The following is a 17295-nucleotide window of genomic DNA, read 5'->3' on the forward strand; positions in this document are numbered from 1 at the left end:
GTTGGGGGGCCACTGGGTCAGTCGTGCGTGTCGTGCACCGTCCGCGCCTCGACGAGCTCGCCGGCGCGCTCCCCCTTCGCCCGCTCCGCGTCGAGTGCAGATTGCAGAATGATAACGGCTGCAGCCTGATCAATCACGGACCTGTGCCGCTTACTTTTCCGGCCGGCCGCGTGGAGCGCCTGATGGGCCGAGACGGTGGTCATCCGCTCGTCCACGAGGCGAACCTGCGCGCCCTCGCCCGCCGCCGCCAGAGCGACGTCCAGGCGGGCCGCGAAGGCTCGTGCGTCCGCGGTCGCTGCGCCCTCCTTGCCCGACAGGTGCCTGGGCAGCCCCACGTAGACGACGGCGGCGAACCGCTCCTGCGCCTCCGCGACGATCCGGGCCACGTCGGCGGTGGTCCCCCGGCCGTCACGGACGCGCGGGACCGTCTCCACCGGGGTCGCGACCAGGCCGTCCGGGTCGCTGGCGGCCAGCCCGATCCGGGCCATCCCGACGTCGACCCCGAGCCGGGCCCCACGCGGGAGGCCAGGCTCGGGCTCGACGGGCCCGATCACCGAGGACACGGGTTCGGCCACCGGCGTCAGGCGCCGACGGCGGCCAGGCGCACGCTCTCGGCGATGCCCGCCAGCGCCTCGCCCAGCTTGGCCGGGTCGGTGCCGCCGCCCTGGGCCATGTCCGGCTTGCCGCCGCCACCGCCACCGAGCGTCTGGGCCGCCGTGCGGACCAGGTCGCCTGCCTTGTAGCCCGCGGCGCGCGCGGCGGCGTTGGTCACGACCACCACGACCGGCCGGCCGGCCGACACACCACCGGCGGCGGCGACGACGGGCTCGGCCTCGCCGAGGCGCGAACGCACGTCGAGCACGAGGGCACGCAGGTCGTCGGACTGGGCCTCGCCCGCATCGTGCGCCACGACGCGGACGTCGCCGACCCGGGGAGCCTCGGCGGCGAGCTTGCCCGCCGCGGCCAGCAGCTGACCCTGACGCACCGCCGCGAGCTCCTTCTCGGCCTCCTTGAGCCGGGACACCAGCGAGCCCACGCGGTCGGGGAGCTCCTCGGCCCGCGTGTTGAGCAGGCCCGTGAGCTGCCCGACCAGCGCGTGCTCCTTGGCCTGGAACCCGTAGGCGCCGTCGCCGACGAGGGCGTCGACGCGACGCACGCCGGAGCCGATCGACGACTCGCCCAGCAGCGTCACGCGGCCGAGCTGTCCCGTCTGCTTGACGTGCGTGCCCGCGCACAGCTCGCGCGACCAGTCGTCGCCGATCGAGACCACGCGCACGACGTCGCCGTACTTCTCGCCGAACAGCGCCATCGCGCCGGCCTCGCGGGCCTGGGCGATCGGCATGAGCTCGTCGGTGACCTCGAGGTTGTCGGCGAGGCGCACGTTGACACGCTCCTCGATCTCCGACAGGGCCGACGACGGCACGGCCGACGGCGAGCGGAAGTCGAACCGGATGCGGCTCGGGGCGTTCTCCGAGCCGGCCTGCGTACGGTCAGGGCCCACCAGCTCGTGCAGCGCCTTGTGGATCATGTGCGTGGCCGAGTGGGCACGGCTGATGGCCTTGCGGCGGGCCGTGTCGATCTGGGCGGTACCGGGGTCGCCCAGCGCCACCGTCCCCTCGATGAGGCGGCCGCGGTGCACGCTCAGTCCCTTGATGGGGCGCTGCACGTCGTCGACCTCGATGGTCGCGCCGGCGTCGAGCACGATGGTGCCGTGGTCGGCGAGCTGACCACCGGCCTCCGCGTAGAACGGGGTGCGGTCGAGGATCACCTCGACCTCGGCGGGGGCCGTGACCGCAGGGGCGGGCACGCCGCCGCTCAGCAGGCCGGTCACGCGCACGGAGGCGTCGGTCTGGGTGTAGCCGAGGAACTCGACCGGGGCCGACAGCTCCTTCTCCAGGGCCTCGTAGGCCGCGACGTCGGCCCCGCCCGTGCGCTTGGCGAGGGCGTCGGCGCGGGCGCGGGAACGCTGCTCCTGCATCAGCGAGCGGAAGGCGTGCTCGTCGACCTGCACGCCCTGCTCTGCGGCCATCTCGAGGGTGAGGTCGATCGGGAAGCCGTAGGTGTCGTGCAGCTGGAAGGCGGCCTCGCCGGGCAGCACCAGGCCCCGGTCGCCCGTGCCGCCCTGGTCGGCGGCGCGCCGCTTCAGGTTCGTCACGGCGTTGTCCAGGATGGTGGTGCCGGAGACCAGCGTGCGCCGGAAGGCCTCCTCCTCGGCGTAGGCGACGGCGGAGATCTGCTCGAAGTTGGCTGCGAGCTCCGGGTAGGACGGCGCCATGGCGTCCTTCGAGACCGGCAGGAGCGACGTCAGGGCGAGCCCGTCCACGCCGAGCAGGCGCATCGCGCGCACGGAGCGGCGCAGCAGACGGCGCAGCACGTAGCCGCGGCCCTCGTTGGACGGGCGGACGCCGTCGCCGATGATCATCAGGGAGGAGCGGACGTGGTCGGCGACGACGCGCATGCGTACGTCGTCCTCGCGGTTCTCGCCGTACCTCTTGCCGCTGAGCTTCTCGGCGGCCTCGATGACGGGGAACACCTCGTCGATCTCGTACATGTTGTCCTTGCCCTGCAGCAGGAAGGCAACCCGCTCGAGACCCATGCCGGTGTCGATGTTCTTGTTGTCGAGCTCGCCGAGGACCCGGAAGTCCTCCTTGGACTTCACCTCGTCGATGGCGTACTGCATGAACACGAGGTTCCAGATCTCGACGAAGCGGTCACCACCCTCGTCGATCAGCGGGCCGCCGTCGGGACCGTAGGCGGCGCCGCGGTCGTAGAAGATCTCCGAGCACGGGCCGGCCGGGCCGGGCTGGCCCGTGTGCCAGTAGTTGTCCTTCTTGCCGAGCCCCTGGATGCGCTCGTCGGGCAGGCCGACGATGTCCTTCCAGAGCTGCCGGGCCTCGTCGTCCTCGTGGTAGACGGTGACCCACAGCTTGTCGGGGTCGATGCCGAGCCTGCCGTCGTCGAGCGAGCCGGTCAGGAAGTCCCAGGCCATGCGGATCGCGTCGGCCTTGAAGTAGTCGCCGAACGAGAAGTTGCCGTTCATCTGGAAGAACGTGCCGTGGCGCGTCGTCTTGCCCACGTCCTCGATGTCGAGCGTGCGCACGCACTTCTGCACGCTCGTGGCGCGCTTCCACGGCGGCGTCTGCTGCGCCGTCATGTACGGGATGAACGGCACCATGCCCGCGATGGTGAACAGCGTCGACGGGTCAGGGGAGATCAGCGACGCAGACGGCACCACCGCGTGACCCTGAGCTTCGAAGTAGTCGAGCCAACGCTTGCGGATCTCGGCGGTGCGCATGAGGTCAGTGGTCCTTCTTCTCGGTCGTACGGGGGAATGGGCGCACGGCATGCGTAAGGTTCCTTACGCAGCTCGCGCGGGTCCTATTCTGCCGCTGGTAGCGGGGCAGACGGAAACTGAATGATCGGCAGCTGATCGATCCGGCGGGGCGACGAAGCCGGAACGCTACCGCTCGTCGCGCGGGAGCTCGCCCCGGAGGGACGCCATGAGCTGGGCCTCGCGCTCGGCGCGGGCCGTGGTGAAGTCCGACCGGAACGAGTGCGCCATCCGGTTCAGCCGCACGCCTGCGTCGTCCACGGCAGCCGCGGCGCGCTCGCTCACGGCTTCCGGCGTGTAGCGCGCGACGACCTGGCGGCCCTTGCGGATGACGACGACCGTGACGGTCACCCCGACGCCCACCCAGAACAGCCGGCGGATCATGCGCCGGCCCCGGTGGCGCCCGCGTTGGGGTCGGCGTGCTTGCCGGCCCGGCCCTTGGCCTGGCCGAAGGCCTGGCGGACGCCGTAGGAGAAGGCGGCGACCTTGACGAGGGGCTTGCCGAGCGTCGCGGCGTAGAGGCCCGTCAGCGCGGACACGTTCTCGCTGACCGACGCCGCCGACGTGGTGATCGTGTCGACCTTGACGAGCTGCGTGTTCGCGGACGCGACGGTGCTGGCGGCCTCGTCGAGGATCGGCACAGAGTGCTCGGTCACGTCACGGACGCTCGACCGCGCCTCGTCGAGGAGCTTGCCCAGCTTCCACAGGGGGACGGCGAGAAACCCCACCAGGAGCACGAACGCGATCGCCGCGATCAGTCCCGCCACGTCTCCGAGGTCGCCGAAGGTCATGCGCAAACTCCTACCTGAAGGTCCGCTGGTGGTCAGCTGGTGTCCGGCCTGATGTGTCTGCACGGAACCGTTCGTCACCCTATCCCGGACGCCACCGCCGGCGCCGCCCGACGCCAGCGCGCCGCGAGACGGGGCCGTGTTCGCGCGGGTCCCACAACCGAGCACGAGCCCCTTCTCGCCGGGCCGCACCCCACAGGTCACCGCAACGACAGGACGCCCCGCCTGCGCCGAAGCGCGGACGGGGCGCCCTGGACTGCTGGGCAGACCGGATCAGCGAGCGTAGAACTCGACGACCATCTGCACGTCGCAGGTCACGGGGACCTCGGCGCGCTTGGGCGCACGGCTCAGCGTGGCCGTCAGCTTCTCGATCTGGACCTCGAGGTAGCCGGGGACGGCCGGCAGCACGTCGCGGTGCGCACCGGCGGCTGCGATCTGGAACGGCACGGTGGCCTGGCTCTTCGGCTTGACCTGGATGGTCTGGCCCGGCTTCACGCGGAACGACGGGCGGTCCACGATCTTGCCGTCCACGAGGATGTGGCGGTGCGTCACGTGCTGACGCGCCTGCAGGATGGTGCGGCCGAAACCGGCGCGCAGCACGACGGAGTCGAGACGCGTCTCGAGGTCCTCGACCATGACCTCACCGGTCAGGCCGGCCTGCTTGCGGGCGTTCTCGTACACCTTGAGCAGCTGCTTCTCGCGGAGCATGTACTGCGCGCGCAGACGCTGCTTCTCGCGCAGACGCACCGCGTAGTCTGACTCGGTGCGACGGCGGGCACGGCCGTGCTCACCGGGCGGGTAGGGGCGCTTCTCGAAGTGCTTGACGGCCTTGGGCGTGAGCGCGAGGCCCAGCTTGCGGCTCAGGCGCACCTGACGGCGCGCACGGGTCACAGAAGTCACTGTGAAGTCCTGTCCTGTAGTAAGTGAAGGTCACACCCGGACACGGCTCTCCCGTCAAGGGAGACCACACCGGGTGCGGGACCAGCCGATGGAGCGTGGCGATCAGATCAGCGATCGGACCGTCACGTTCGCGGGGCCGAGGTCCCAGGGGCTGCCATGGGCAACCTGAATATCTTAGCGCACGTCAGCGCTTCGGCCCGCCGTGGGGCTCGTCACTGCCGGCCGTCCTCGCTGCCGAGGATCCCCCGGATGCGTTCGAGGCGCTCCGACACCTGCCGCTCGTAGCCGCGGTCGCTGGGGTCGTAGTAGCGCGACCCCGCCAGCACGTCCGGCAGGTACTGCTGCGGCGCGACGCCGTTCGGCCAGTCGTGCGCGTAGCGGTAGCCATCGCCGTGCCCCATCTCCTTCGCTCCCGCGTAGTGCGCGTCGCGCAGGTGCGGCGGCACCGTGCCGACGCGCCCGGCGCGCACGTCCGCCAGCGCGGCGTCCACCCCGAGATAGGCGGCGTTCGACTTGGGTGCCGTAGCCAGGTGCACCACGGCCTCCGCCAGCACGATGCGCCCCTCCGGCATACCGATGAGCTGGACCGCCTGTGCCGCGGCGACGGCAGTCTGCAGCGCCGAGGGGTCTGCCATGCCGACGTCCTCGGCCGCGGAGATGACCAGGCGCCGGGCGATGAACCGTGGGTCCTCGCCTGCGGCCACCATGCGGGCCAGGTAGTGCAGCGCCGCGTCGACGTCGGAGCCACGGATGGACTTGATGAACGCCGAGATGACGTCGTAGTGCTGGTCCCCGTCGCGGTCGTAGCGGACGGCGGCGACGTCGACGGCGCGCTCGACGTCGGCCAGGCCGATGCGGGGCACCGCGTCCTCGCCCTCGGCGGCCGTCGACGAGACCTTGTCGGACAGGACCGCGCCCGCAGCGGCCTCCAGGATGGTGAGCGCCTTGCGGGCGTCGCCGCCGGCCAGCCGCAGGAGGTGCTCCGTCGCCTCCTCGGCGAGCTCGACCGCTCCGCCGAGGCCGCGGTCGTCGGCGACCGCGCGCAGGACCAGCTCGCGGACGTGCTCCGTCTCCAGTGGCCGGAGCGTGAGCAGCAGCGAGCGGGACAGCAGCGGGGAGTTCACCGAGAAGCTGGGGTTCTCCGTGGTGGCGGCCACGAGGGTGACCCAGCGGTTCTCGACGCTGGGCAGCAGCGCGTCCTGCTGGGACTTGGAGAAGCGGTGCACCTCGTCCACGAACAGGACGGTCTCGTCGCCGCCGGTGGCGAGCCTGCGCCGGGCGTCCTCGACCACCTGGCGCACGTCCTTGACACCGGCGGTGACGGCGCTCAGCTCCACGAAGCGGCGCCCGGACACCGTGGCGACCAGGTAGGCGAGCGTCGTCTTGCCGGTGCCGGGCGGTCCCCAGAGGATGACCGACGACGGTGCCGAGCGGGTGGAGCCCTGGCCCGATGCCGGTTCGATGAGCCGGCGCAGCGGCGAGCCGGGGACGAGCAGGTGCTTCTGTCCGGCGATCTCGTCGATGGACGCCGGACGCATGCGCACGGCGAGGGGGGACGACGCCCGCGCGGCCGGGGTACCAGCCGTGTCGGTCGTCGCGGCATCGAAGAGGTCAACCATGCCCCCAGCCTACGGACGCCCACCGACATCCTCGGCCACGCGGCCCGTCGACGCTGGTCAGAGGCACTCCTCTGGTGTGCTCCGGCGCTCGGCGCGCGAGAAGGCGAGCACGGTGAGATGGTCGCTCGGTGCTCACTTCGCTGTTCGACGCGCTGGGCCGCACCGTCGCTCGCCGTCCGCTGACGACAGTCGCCGTCTGGTTCGTCCTTGCCGCCACCGGGTTCCTCGCTGCTGCCACCGGGCTCGGCGGACCGAGCCTCCTTGACCGGGTCGCGGTCTCCGCGCCGTCCGCCCCTGGCTCGGACAGCGCGGCTGCGGAGGCCGTCCTCGCCGACGCCGCGCCCGGCGGCGGCGCCGTGTCCCTCGTGGTGGAGGGTGTCGAGCCGGACGACCCCGCCGTCGCGTCGACGATGGGCGCGCTGAGCGCTCGGATCGCCGAGCTCGACGGCGTGGCGACCGTCGTCAACCCGTACGTGCTCGACGGCGGGCCGGCCAACCCGGCGGCACGTGACCTCGTGTCGGAGGACGGGGACGGCTTCGTCACCTACGTCCTGCTGGAGGACGGCACCGGGAACGTGGCGCGGGCCGGCCGTTCGGAGGCTGCCGCCGCACGCGACGCGGAGGCCGAGCGCGCCGTCGTCCACGATGCCGTGGTGGACCGGCTGGAAGCCGTGCCTGCCGCGCTGCGCCGGGACGCCGGCGACGCCGCAGCGGCGGCGTCCGGTCTGGTGACCAGCACCGACCTGGTGGACGACGCGGTGCGCGACCAGGCGAGGGACGACCTGCGCACCGGCACGCTCGTCGCGCTGCCGGTGGCGCTGGTCGTGGCGGCGCTCGCGCTCGGCGGGCTGCTGGCCGCTGCCGTCCCGCTGGCCGCTGCGATCGCGGCCCTGGGCACGGGGCTCGGCGTCCTGTACGTGCTGACGTTCCTGCCGACCCAGGCCGTCGTCGTCGACGCCTCGCTGCCCGCGGTCGTCGCCATGCTCGCGACGGGGGTCACGCTGGGCAACGGGCTGTTCCTGACGGCGCGGTTCCGTGAGGAGCTGGCGGCCCTGTCCGGTCTGGCCGGCGAGGCACGCCTGCTGCGGCGGCGACGGCGCGACGGCGTGGTGGTCGAGGCGGTGGCCCGCGCCAGCGCGACGGCCGGCCTGGCGGTGACGCTCTCGACTCTTGCGCTGGTGGCGGCCGCGGCCGGGCTGCTCGTGCTCTCCCCCGCTGTGGTGCTCGGGGCGGGGGCGGGCGCCCTGGCCGCGGCACTGCTCGCTCTGCTCGCGGCGGTCACGCTCGTGCCGGCGCTGCTGGCCCTCACCGAGCGCCGGCTGGCACGCCCCGGTGCGCTCCACCTCGCGGCGGTGGGCCTGCTGGGGCAGCGGTACCGGGCAGCGCGGGAGGGTGCGGCGCGCCCGCGGCGCGTGGTCGCCCGCTTCGTGCGCCGGCGCCGGTGGGCGGTCGCCGTCGGCTGCCTGGCCGTGCTGCTCGGGCTCGCTGCCCCCGCCGTGGCGCTGCAGGTGCGTTCGACGAGCGCCATCGAGCTGCTGCCCGACGACGCCGAGCAGCGCCGCTTCGTCGAGACCCTCGCCGCCTCCTACCCTGCCAGCGAGGGCGCTGAGGTGACGGTCCTCGCCCGGGCGGCCCCCGACGACGTCGGGCCGCTGGCCGCCGAGATCGGGGAGCTGGACGGCGTCAGCCGCGTCGACGAGCCGAGCGCCCTCGACCCTGCCGAGGCGGGGACCCCGCAGATCACCACGCGGACCGACCACACGGTGGTGGGGGTGCACACCGGTGCGGCGGACGCCACGAGCCAGGAGGCCCAGGACGTGGTGCGTGCGGTGCGCGGGCTGGGGGCGCCCTACGAGGTGCTGGTCACGGGCCGGGCCGCGACCCAGGTGGACCTTGCCGAGACGCTCGCGCAGCGCGGGTGGCCCGCCGCCGCTGCGGTGGCCGTCGTGGCGGCGCTGCTCGTGCTGCTCGCGACGGGCTCTGCGACCGTCGCCGCCACCGCCGTCGTCTCCGGGGTGCTGACGCTCGGGGTCTCCCTCGGCGTGCTGGTCCTCGCCTTCCAGCTCGGTGCGCTGACGCTGCCGCTGGGGGTGGCCTCCGTCGGCGGGATCGAGGCGAACGTGCTCGCCACCGTCGCCGCCCTGGCGTTCGGGCTCGGGTGCGCGCACACGCTGCTGGTGACGTCGCGGGTGGCCGAGCTGCGCGCCGCCGGAACGCCCGACACCGAGGCGGTCCGCCGTGGTCTGCATCGTTCCGGGCGGTCGGTGCTCGCGGCCGTCTTGGTGGTCGTGGTGGTGTGCGCCGCGTTCATGGCCGGTGGCGGCCTGGTCATCAACGAGACCGGGTTCGCCGTCACCGTCGCCGCGCTGGTCGACCTGCTGGTCCTCGCCCTGCTCTGGCCCGCCGCCCTGGCCGTGCTGGGCCGCCGGGCGTGGTGGGCTCCGCGCGCGGTGCGCAGGGCCCACGCCCGCCTCAGCTGACGCCGGGCCGGACCCGGGTCCGCGGGGCGTCGGCGGGCCAGGGCTCGTTGGGCTCGCGCGGGTCCTCCGGGAGGACGGTCCCCACCCACGCGTCGCGCCGTACGCCGCGCTGCAGAGCGTGCTTGCGCAGGGTGGCCTCCACGCGGAACCCGAGGCGCCAGGCCACCCGGCGGGACGCCCAGTTGCCGACGTACGCGACCCAGCTCACGACCGACAGCCCCAGCCCCGCCGGGTCGAGGGCCCAGTCGACGACCAGCCGGGACGCCTCGGTGCACAGGCCGCTGCCACGGACGTCGGCCGCCATCCAGTAGCCGAGCTCACCGGCGCGCTCCTCCCCCGGGCTCCCCTCGCACGTGAGGCCGACCATGCCGATCAGCGGCCCGTCGACGTCGCCGGGCGCGCGCACCGCCCACGTGTACACGGAGCCCTTCGCCCAGCCGTCGGCGACGTGGTAGCGCACGAACCCCTCGGCGTGCCTGCGCTCGTACGGCACCGGCACCACCGTCCACTCGGCGACGTCGGGGTCCTGACAGGCCACCGTGATCGCGTCGACGTCCGCGTAGGTGGGGACGGACAGGCGGACGTGCTCAGTGGCCAGGACGAACGGTTCCATGGGTCGATCGTGCCACAGAAAGAGGCCCCGACCTGCAGCTTTACCGTTTCGCGCCGGTTGCGGGACCGTCCGTGGCAGAGCCGTCCGTCGCACGCTCGGCCCGCGGCGCCGGGTCCGCGGCAGGCGGGCCCGTCTCGTCGTCGGGCGGGCCGTCGTCGGGCGGGCCGTCGTCGGGCTCCGTGCGCAGCGTGGTGAACACGGACCACGCCACCGCGATCAGGGGCACGGCGACGATCGCGCCGAGGATGCCGCCCACCACCGTGCCGCAGGTGACCCCGAGGGCGACCACCACGGGGTGCAGCGAGACCTGCTTGCCCATGATGAGCGGCTGCAGCACGTGCCCCTCGAGCTGGCCGATGCCCGCGATGCCGAGCGTGACGACGAGGGCCGCCAGCAGCCCGTCGGCCGCGAGCGCCACCACCGCCGCGATGATCATGGCCAGGGGCGCGCCGATGAGCGGGATGAACGTACCGATGAAGACGAGCACCGCGAGCGGCGCCGCCAGCGGCACGCCGACGATGGACAGGAAGATCCCGGCCAGGATGCCGTTGGTGATGGCGACCAGGACGATGCCGCGGGTGTAGCCGGAGAACGTGTACCAGCCGGCGCCGGCGACGGCGTGCCACCGGTCCCGGGTGCGGGCGGGCACCTGGGTCATGAACCAGCGCCACATCGAGGCGCCCGACGCGACGAAGAAGACGGTGCAGAAGATCGCGAGGACCAGCACCGCGACGCCCTCGACGATCGATCCGGCGCTCTCGGCGGCGCGGCCGACGAGGCTCTCGGCGTTCTGCTGGAGCCAGTCGGCGGCGTCGTCGATCCACTGGTCACGCGTGTCGACGTCGACGTCGACCCGTAGCGGGTTGTTCTCGATGAGGTCGACGATCTGGTCGATGCCGGTGTTGAACTGTCCCGCCAGCCGTTCCCACTGGCCGGCGACCGAGATGACCACGTAGGTCAGCAGGCCGCCGACCACGAGCACGCCGGACAGGATCGCGGCGGCCGTGGCCAGGGCGCGTGGCATGACCCGGTGGTAGAGATCGGTGAGCGGGTTGAGCACGGCGGTGAAGACCAGTGCCAGGAATACCGCCACGAAGACGATGAGCACCTGGGTGACCGCCCAGAACACCAGGGCCACTCCGGCGACCAGCACGATGAGCCGCCAGGACCAGCCGGCGGAGGTGCGCAGCCAGGACGGCGGGACAGGCTCGTCCGGCAGCCGGCCGCGGCGTGCGGCGGCTGCGCGTGGTGCGGGGTCGGGCGGTGCGGGGTCAGGCACCGAGTCAGTTTGCCTCATGGGCGGCCGCTGCGCCCTGTGCTGGAGGCCGTGTCGGGTCCTGTGGTGTGTCGGGGGCGGCTGCGTCGAGCGCCGTCCTGCGGAGCGTGCTGAACACGGCCCAGGTGACCGCCGTGAGCGGCACGGCCACGACGGCACCGAGCAGGCCGCCCAGCACCGAGCCGCCGGCGACCACGAGCGCCATCACCACGGGGTGCAGCGAGACCTGCTTGCCGGTGATGAGGGGCTGGAGCACGTTCGCGTCGATCTGCGCCACCACCACCATGCCGATCAGCACCACGAGCGCCAGCACGGGGCCCTTGGCGGCCAGTGCGACGAGCACGCTGACCACGATCGCGGCGACGGGGCCGATCATCGGGACGAACGCCCCGAGGAACACCACGACGGACAGCGGGAGCGCGAGCGGTACTCCGACGACGGTCAGGAAGATCCCGGCCATGGCGCCGTCGGCCAGCGCGACGAAGAACATGCCGCGCGTGAAGCCGGAGAACGCGGTCCAGCCGGCGGTCGCGGCGGTCTGCCAGCGGTCGTGCCGGTCCGCGGGGACCAGGGACAGTGCCCACTGCCACATCCGGCCGCCCTGGGTCAGGAAGAACACCGTGCAGAAGATCGCGAGCACGACGGCGGTGGCGCCCTCAGCTATCGACCCGGCGCTCTCGGCGGCGGTGCCAGCGAAGGCTCCGCCGTTGTCCTGGAGCCAGGCGCCGCCGTCGGCGAGCCACTCGTCGGGTCCGCCGAGGCCTGCCAGGACCGGGATGCCCGTGAGCAGGCCTGCCAGGTCGGTGAGGCCGGTGCCGAACTGGGTGGCGAGCTCGTCCCAGCGGCTCACGACCGACGAGACCACGTACGTCACCAGCCCGCCGACGGCGAGCACCGCGGTCAGCAGGGAGGCGGCCATGGCGAGCCCGCGGGGCATCACGCGGTCGTACAGGTCGCCGAGCGGCAGCAGCACGGTGGTGAAGACCAGGGCGAGGAACAACGCGACGAACACGAGCTGGACCAGGCCCACCACGTAGAACACCACGGCCACCGCGACCACGATGCCGACCAGCCGCCAGGCCAGGTCGCCGGTGGACCGGATCCAGGGTGCGCCGAAGGTGGTCCGCTGCGAGGGCTGCGTGGCTCCCGGGTCCGGCGCTGCCGGCTGCGGGGTGGTCGGCGACTCCGCCGCTGTCGTCGGCGCTACCGTCGGCGCGTCAGCCGTCATCGCCATGCTCCCACTATTGTTTTGGGCGAATTGTCCAAGCGGACGTTAGCGGCAGGTCGCGGCTCGCGACAACTGGCGCGCGACCGGAGCCTACGGCCACGAGCCGGGTCACCGCTCGTACTCGGGCGGCGGCCGCCCGGATCCGTGCTCGCTCGCGAGGATCGCGTAGTTCAGCTCGGTGGCCCAGGCGCCGTCGTCGGGCCGGATGTCACTCTCGACCAGGCGTGCCTCCAGTCGCATGCCGAGGCGCTCGCACACCCTGGCAGACGGCGTGTTCTCCTCGTCGAGACGCGCGAACACCCGGTGGAAGCCGTAGGTGCCGAACGCGAGCCCGAGCGCCGCACGGACCGCCTCGGTGGCGTACCCGGCGCCCGCCACGTCGGGGCGGAACCCATAGCCGACCTCGGCCTGCCCGGTCCCGGGCGCCCACTTCAGGAGCACCTCGCCGATGACCGAACGAGCGGCGCGGTCGACGACCGCGAGGACGAGCACGTCGCCCGGCATGGTGAACGGGGCGCCCGACCAGTCGACCAGCTTGCGCTCGGCGAGCTCCCGCGTCCACGGGGGCTGGAACATGTAGCGAGCCACTTCCTGCCGCGAGCGCCAGGCGAGGAACGCTTCGGCGTCCGCGGGGGTGACCGGGCGCAGCTCGAGACGTTCGGTGGTCAGGGGCCAGTGCGGGGTCGTCACACCTTGTGAGTGTGCCAGCAGCTCGTGGGTGGTGGCACGTACGGTGGCTGGATGAAGATTCTGGTGACCGGCGCGACCGGGAACATCGGCCGGATGGTCGTGGACCAGCTGCTCGTTCGCGGCGCCGAGGACGTCAGGGCCTTGACCACCAACCCCGCGCGGGCGCAGCTGCCCGACGGCGTGGAGGTCGCCGTCGGCTACCTGCGCGAGCCGGGGACGCTGCCGGCGGCGTTCGCCGGCGTCGACCGGCTGTACCTGGCCCCGGTCCTCGAGACCGTGACGGAGACGGTGCGGCTGGCCAGGGAGGCGGGCGTGCGGCACATCGTCGACCTGTCGGGTGACGAGACCACCGACTGGCAGCCGGTCGCCCAGGCGGTCGAGGCGTCCGGCCTGGCCTGGACGCACCTGTACGCCGGGGAGTTCGTCGAGAACACGACGGTCTGGGCCGACCAGGTCCGGACCACCGGCGGGGTGCGTGAGCCGTACCCTGACGCGGCGAACGCGCCGGTGGCCATGGACGACATCGCGCGCGTCGCCGCAGCGGTGCTGCTCGGGGAGGGTCATGAGGGCCGGGTCCACACCCTGACCGGGCCCGAGACGATGACGCGCGCCGAGCGCGCCCGCCGGCTCGGCGTCGTGCTCGGGCGGGACGTGACGTTTACGCGGGTGCCGCTGGACGAGGCCGCCGCCGTGCTGGACCCGGTGATGGGCGAGTACGCCCGGTGGTACCTCGAGGGGTTCGCGGGGATGGTCGAGCGCCCGCAGGTCGCCACGACCACCGTCGCTGACGTGACGGGGGAACCGGCCACGACGTTCGAGCAGTGGGCCGCTGCGAACGCCGACGCCTTCCGCTGACCGGCTCTCGGCCCGAGTAGACGTACGCGACCCAGGTCACACGCTTTTCGATTCGGAACCGACCCGACCTGCGTGCTATGTTTTTCCACGCACCGAGAAGGCGGAAACGCCGGGAACGGTCCACCTGTCCGGGTGGCGGAATGGCAGACGCGCTAGCTTGAGGTGCTAGTGCCCTTTATCGGGCGTGGGGGTTCAAGTCCCCCTCCGGACACTCGTTGAGACAGCGACGAAGAAGGCCCTTGACCCGCGGAGACGCAGGGTCGAGGGCCTTTTTTGTTCGGCCCGGCCGCCAGCTCCCTCCCCCACCGAATCATCCGGTTCGGGTGACGCGGGCGAAGGGCGCCGCCGAGAGTGTTGATCCGGTTCGCCGCAGCGGCGAGCAGAACCGGAGAACCGAGATGAGCCAGCCGTCACCGATCGCACGCATCCTTCGTCACCCCGTCGCGAGCACCGAGTCGCGTGAGTCGTCAGCACTTCTCACCGGCGCGGGTGCCTTCGTGCCCGGTACGCTCGTGGGGCTCGTCGTGTTCTGGGGTGACGGTGTGCCGATCTCGGGCCACGGCTCGATCGGCAACTTCGTCGCCATCGGCGGAGCGCTCGCCGCGATCGTCGCGTTCCTCCTCGGACGGGTGCTGCGACGTGCCCAGCTGCGAAGCGACCAGTCCGGGGGCGCGGGCCTGCCACGGCCGCGCTGGTTCGACGTCGCGGCCTTGACGATGGCGCACGCGGCCATCGCGATGCTGGGATGGATCGGGCTCGCATCCGTGGTGAGCGAGAGCTTCGTCGGAGCGACCGTGTACACGACGTCCGCCGCGCTGCTCGCCGGTGTCGCCCTGGCCGTGACCGCCTATCTGGCGTTCCTCTCCGCCGTGAACCTCACCCCGATGCTGCTGTCTCTGGTCCTGGCGCTCTTCCTCACTGTCGGCGCTCTGACCAGCATGCTCAGCACCTCCGACCCGTCCTGGTGGAAGGAGAACCTCAGCGCGCTCGGGATCAGCGACGACATCTCCGCGATGGCGTTCAACCTGACGCTCGTCATCGCCGGTGTCATGGTCACGACGATCGCGCACTACGCGACCGCGCCCCTCCCGCGCTCGACCGGCACGGAGGCGCGGAGCAAGCGCCTCGTCCGGCTGGCGCTCGTGCTCATCGGCGTGCTCCTCGCCTGCGTGGGAGTCTTCCCCGCCGACGAGTTCCTGGGGGTGCACAACACCTCCGCCACCGGGATGGTGATCGTGTACATCGCGCTGGTCGTGCGCCTGCGCCGGCTGCTTCCGTCGGCACCGAGGATCTTCGTCCTGCTCGGCTACGTGTACGTCGGCGTCATCATGCTCCTGGCGGTCTTCCTCGTCACCGGGTACTACAACCTCACGGCTGTCGAGCTCGTCGCGGCGGTGCTCATCTTCAGCTGGATCATCGTGTTCCTGCGCAACACAGAAGCGGTCGCGACATCCCGCCCGGAGTCGTCGTCGCCTTGGCGTCCCGGCCCGATGACGACACGACCAACCGCCACCTCGTGACCGTCAGCCCCGGGAGGCGAGGCCGGCCACGGCATCGTCGAGCGGGATGTCGGCGAACCGGCCGGTGTCGTACGGACCCATGGCCGCGAGCGTAACGACGGCCGGCCCGGCGTGGTCGACCTGACGTTCGGCGACCCGCACGAGATGCCGCTGCCCGCTACCCGTGGACCCTGATCGACTACAGCTACGGCAAGGTGCTGCTCGCCCCCGGCCAGCGCCTGGGCTATCTCGCGCTCTCGCCCCTGGTCCCCCGCGCCGAGTGCCGAGCTGCGCGCCGCGATGCTCCCGCTCCAGATGGGGATGGGCTGGGGCTTCCCCGACGCCCTCATGCAGTACGCGGCACCCGCTCTGGAGACGGTCTCCATCGACGTGGCGGAGCTCGGACGCCCGCGCGACCTCATGGTGGGCGCGCTCGGCGAGGCCGGGTACGCGCTCACCGTCCCGGAGTGCACGTTCTACCTGTGGGGCGCGGCACCAGGTGGTGACGCGGTCGCCTTTGTCGCCGCGCTCGCCGAGCGCGGCGTGTTCGTGCTGCCGGGCACCGTGTTCGACAGTCCGGACCACTTCCGGATCAGCCTGACCGCCACCAGCGCCACGCTCGAGCGGGCGCTGCCTGCCCTGCGCGAGCTCGGACCCGGCTGAGACCCCTTCACGTCAGAGATCGTGGTCAGAGATCGTGCTCGGCGAGCTCGCGGAACTCGTCGGGCACGGCGCCGCCGCCGCGCAGCACGACGGGCAGGTAGCCGACGGCGTCCCCGCCGAACCGCGTCCGGATCTGGTCCATCGACTCGTCGACGGCGCTCCGGGCCGCCCCCTGCGCGGAGCCTGGGCGCCACGGGTCCGGCGGCTCGAGGTCCAGCTCGAGCTGGACCGCCCGCTGGTCACCGAGGTTCGAGACCGAGACGCCGAGGAGCGTGATCTCGCACGGTGCGGCGTCCTTGATCGCGGACCAGGCCAGCCGCTCGGCGATCTCGGTGAGCGTGAGCGTGGCCGCGACCGGCACCGGCAGCGTGAGGGACCGTGTCGCCCGGCGCATGCCCGCGAAACGTACCGCGACCGTCACGGTGCGGCCGGCACGCCCCTTGGCCCGCAGCCGCCGCGACACCCTGTCGGACAGGTGCGCGAGGACCGCCCGGACGCCTTCGAGCTCGGGGCGGCGCCGGCTCAGGGCGGACTGTGCCCCGACGGAGCGTGCGCGGCGGGCGGTGACGACCCGGCGGGGGTCCTCGTCCTGCGCCATCGCGCTGAGCTTGTGCCCGACGGCGTGCCCCAGGATGTGCTCGACCGCCGACGACGGGGTCCGCGCCAGCTCACCGATCGTCCGGATCCCCAGGTCGGCGAGGCGCTGCTCGTTCACCGGCCCGACGCCCCAGATCAGACCGACGGGGAGCGGGTCAAGGAAGGCCCGCTCGACGCCCGGGGCGACGACGACCAGACCGTCCGGCTTGGCCACCTGCGAGGCGATCTTCGCGAGGTGCTTGGTCCGCGCGGCGCCGACCGAGATCGGGAGGCCGACGTCGGCGCGCACGCGCTCCCGGATCCGCGCCCCGATCGCCGCCGGCGGGCCGAACAGGTGCGTCGCGCCGGACACGTCGAGGAACGCCTCGTCGATCGAGATCCGCTCGACGGTGGGCGTGACGTCCGCCAGGACGGCCATCACGGCATCGCCGAGCCGCTGGTACTCCCGGAAGTGACCTCGGACGAACACGAGCTCGGGGCAGAGCCGGGACGCCCGCCAGCCGGGCATCCCGCCCTGCACCCCGTGCGCCTTGGCCTCGTACGAGGCTGCGAGCACCACTCCCCCACGAGGCCCGCCGCCGACGGCGATGGGCCGCCCGCGCAGAGCGGGGTCCAGCAGCTGCTCGACCGACGCGTAGAACGCGTCGAGGTCGGCGTGCAGGATCGTGGCGCCGGACACTGGCATGACAACCATCATACTCGAACGCCTGTTCGAGTATGATGGTGATCCCCAGCCGGCACGAGGGCGGGGCGCAC

16 protein-coding genes and 1 tRNA gene are annotated in these 17295 nt (G+C 72.6%); 5 read left to right on the forward strand and 12 right to left on the reverse strand.

All coding sequences use genetic code 11. From position 1 onward, the window contains the following. Positions 1-17: 17 nt before the first annotated feature. The 6 genes from ruvX to ACFS27_RS17905 all read right to left on the reverse strand — a co-directional run bounded on the left by ruvX (position 18) and on the right by ACFS27_RS17905 (position 6638). Positions 18-575 carry a Holliday junction resolvase RuvX gene (gene ruvX / locus ACFS27_RS17880; protein WP_377185497.1) on the reverse strand — a complete coding sequence of 186 codons (558 nt, stop codon included), beginning with the start codon at positions 573-575 and terminating at the stop codon, positions 18-20. A gap of 5 nt (positions 576-580) precedes the next feature. Beyond that, positions 581-3295, reverse strand: a complete 2715-nt coding sequence (gene alaS, locus ACFS27_RS17885; RefSeq protein WP_377185499.1) for an alanine--tRNA ligase — start codon at positions 3293-3295, stop codon at positions 581-583. Between the two features lie 165 nt (positions 3296-3460). Further along, complete coding sequence (locus ACFS27_RS17890; protein WP_377185501.1) at positions 3461-3715, reverse strand: hypothetical protein; 255 nt, start codon at positions 3713-3715, stop codon at positions 3461-3463. Then, the gene (locus tag ACFS27_RS17895) at positions 3712-4122 is read right to left on the reverse strand and encodes a DUF948 domain-containing protein (RefSeq protein ID WP_377185503.1); all 411 of its coding nucleotides are present in this window, start codon (positions 4120-4122) and stop codon (positions 3712-3714) included. The genes ACFS27_RS17890 and ACFS27_RS17895 overlap by 4 nt, the downstream gene beginning before the upstream one ends. 270 nt (positions 4123-4392) lie before the next feature. Continuing rightward, on the reverse strand, positions 4393-5019 hold the full coding sequence (rpsD, locus tag ACFS27_RS17900) for a 30S ribosomal protein S4 (protein WP_377185505.1): 627 nt from the start codon (positions 5017-5019) through the stop codon (positions 4393-4395). A gap of 212 nt (positions 5020-5231) precedes the next feature. Beyond that, positions 5232-6638 carry a replication-associated recombination protein A gene (locus ACFS27_RS17905; RefSeq protein ID WP_377185507.1) on the reverse strand — a complete coding sequence of 469 codons (1407 nt, stop codon included), beginning with the start codon at positions 6636-6638 and terminating at the stop codon, positions 5232-5234. Between the two features lie 128 nt (positions 6639-6766). On the opposite strand from ACFS27_RS17905, the gene ACFS27_RS17910 reads away from it, so the two are divergent. Beyond that, a complete protein-coding gene (locus ACFS27_RS17910) occupies positions 6767-9118 on the forward strand; it encodes an MMPL family transporter (RefSeq protein WP_377185510.1) in 2352 nt (783 codons plus the stop codon). Here ACFS27_RS17910 and ACFS27_RS17915 read toward each other — a convergent pair. The 4 genes from ACFS27_RS17915 to ACFS27_RS17930 form a co-directional block, all read right to left on the reverse strand. Continuing rightward, positions 9111-9731, reverse strand: a complete 621-nt coding sequence (locus ACFS27_RS17915; protein WP_377185512.1) for a GNAT family N-acetyltransferase — start codon at positions 9729-9731, stop codon at positions 9111-9113. The two genes, ACFS27_RS17910 and ACFS27_RS17915, sit on opposite strands and share 8 nt — an antisense overlap. A gap of 40 nt (positions 9732-9771) precedes the next feature. Further along, entirely contained in the window at positions 9772-11010 is a 1239-nt protein-coding gene (locus ACFS27_RS17920) for an AI-2E family transporter (protein ID WP_377185514.1), read from the reverse strand. 4 nt (positions 11011-11014) lie between these two features. Further along, positions 11015-12241, reverse strand: a complete 1227-nt coding sequence (locus ACFS27_RS17925) for an AI-2E family transporter (RefSeq protein ID WP_377185516.1) — start codon at positions 12239-12241, stop codon at positions 11015-11017. Positions 12242-12343: 102 nt separating this feature from the next. Continuing rightward, complete coding sequence (locus ACFS27_RS17930) at positions 12344-12925, reverse strand: GNAT family N-acetyltransferase (protein ID WP_377185518.1); 582 nt, start codon at positions 12923-12925, stop codon at positions 12344-12346. A 51-nt stretch (positions 12926-12976) separates the two neighbouring features. On the opposite strand from ACFS27_RS17930, the gene ACFS27_RS17935 reads away from it, so the two are divergent. The 3 genes from ACFS27_RS17935 to ACFS27_RS17945 all read left to right on the forward strand — a co-directional run bounded on the left by ACFS27_RS17935 (position 12977) and on the right by ACFS27_RS17945 (position 15300). Then, the gene (locus ACFS27_RS17935; RefSeq protein ID WP_377185520.1) at positions 12977-13780 is read left to right on the forward strand and encodes an NAD(P)H-binding protein; all 804 of its coding nucleotides are present in this window, start codon (positions 12977-12979) and stop codon (positions 13778-13780) included. A gap of 126 nt (positions 13781-13906) precedes the next feature. Next, positions 13907-13991, forward strand: a tRNA-Leu gene (locus tag ACFS27_RS17940). A 187-nt stretch (positions 13992-14178) separates the two neighbouring features. Then, positions 14179-15300, forward strand: coding sequence for a DUF998 domain-containing protein (locus ACFS27_RS17945; RefSeq protein WP_377185522.1), 1122 nt, complete (start codon positions 14179-14181; stop codon positions 15298-15300). Positions 15301-15303: 3 nt separating this feature from the next. On the opposite strand, the gene ACFS27_RS17950 is transcribed toward ACFS27_RS17945, so the two are convergent. Next, positions 15304-15441, reverse strand: a complete 138-nt coding sequence (locus tag ACFS27_RS17950; protein WP_377185524.1) for a hypothetical protein — start codon at positions 15439-15441, stop codon at positions 15304-15306. 138 nt (positions 15442-15579) lie between these two features. Here ACFS27_RS17950 and ACFS27_RS17955 point away from each other — a divergent pair, with 138 nt between their 5' ends. After that, positions 15580-15942 (forward strand): aminotransferase class I/II-fold pyridoxal phosphate-dependent enzyme, encoded by a 363-nt coding sequence (locus tag ACFS27_RS17955; RefSeq protein WP_377185526.1) that lies wholly within the window; start codon positions 15580-15582, stop codon positions 15940-15942. Positions 15943-15967: 25 nt separating this feature from the next. Here ACFS27_RS17955 and dinB read toward each other — a convergent pair whose 3' ends face one another. Then, on the reverse strand, positions 15968-17224 hold the full coding sequence (dinB, locus tag ACFS27_RS17960; protein ID WP_377185528.1) for a DNA polymerase IV: 1257 nt from the start codon (positions 17222-17224) through the stop codon (positions 15968-15970). Positions 17225-17295: the final 71 nt, after the last annotated feature.

This window comes from Promicromonospora vindobonensis (assembly GCF_042685865.1).
Lineage (GTDB): Bacteria > Actinomycetota > Actinomycetes > Actinomycetales > Cellulomonadaceae > Promicromonospora > Promicromonospora vindobonensis.

Excerpts from the sequence above, each read along its gene's own strand:
- ACFS27_RS17895 (WP_377185503.1), bottom strand. The coding sequence starts at position 4,122 with ATGACCTTCGGCGACCTCGGAGACGTGGCGGGACTGATCGCGGCGATC.
- ACFS27_RS17945 (WP_377185522.1), top strand. The coding sequence starts at position 14,179 with ATGAGCCAGCCGTCACCGATCGCACGCATCCTTCGTCACCCCGTCGCG.
- ACFS27_RS17905 (WP_377185507.1), bottom strand. The coding sequence starts at position 6,638 with ATGGTTGACCTCTTCGATGCCGCGACGACCGACACGGCTGGTACCCCG.
- alaS (WP_377185499.1), bottom strand. The coding sequence starts at position 3,295 with ATGCGCACCGCCGAGATCCGCAAGCGTTGGCTCGACTACTTCGAAGCT.
- ACFS27_RS17915 (WP_377185512.1), bottom strand. The coding sequence starts at position 9,731 with ATGGAACCGTTCGTCCTGGCCACTGAGCACGTCCGCCTGTCCGTCCCC.
- dinB (WP_377185528.1), bottom strand. The coding sequence starts at position 17,224 with ATGCCAGTGTCCGGCGCCACGATCCTGCACGCCGACCTCGACGCGTTC.
- ACFS27_RS17925 (WP_377185516.1), bottom strand. The coding sequence starts at position 12,241 with ATGGCGATGACGGCTGACGCGCCGACGGTAGCGCCGACGACAGCGGCG.
- ACFS27_RS17935 (WP_377185520.1), top strand. The coding sequence starts at position 12,977 with ATGAAGATTCTGGTGACCGGCGCGACCGGGAACATCGGCCGGATGGTC.
- ACFS27_RS17890 (WP_377185501.1), bottom strand. The coding sequence starts at position 3,715 with ATGATCCGCCGGCTGTTCTGGGTGGGCGTCGGGGTGACCGTCACGGTC.
- ACFS27_RS17955 (WP_377185526.1), top strand. The coding sequence starts at position 15,580 with ATGCTCCCGCTCCAGATGGGGATGGGCTGGGGCTTCCCCGACGCCCTC.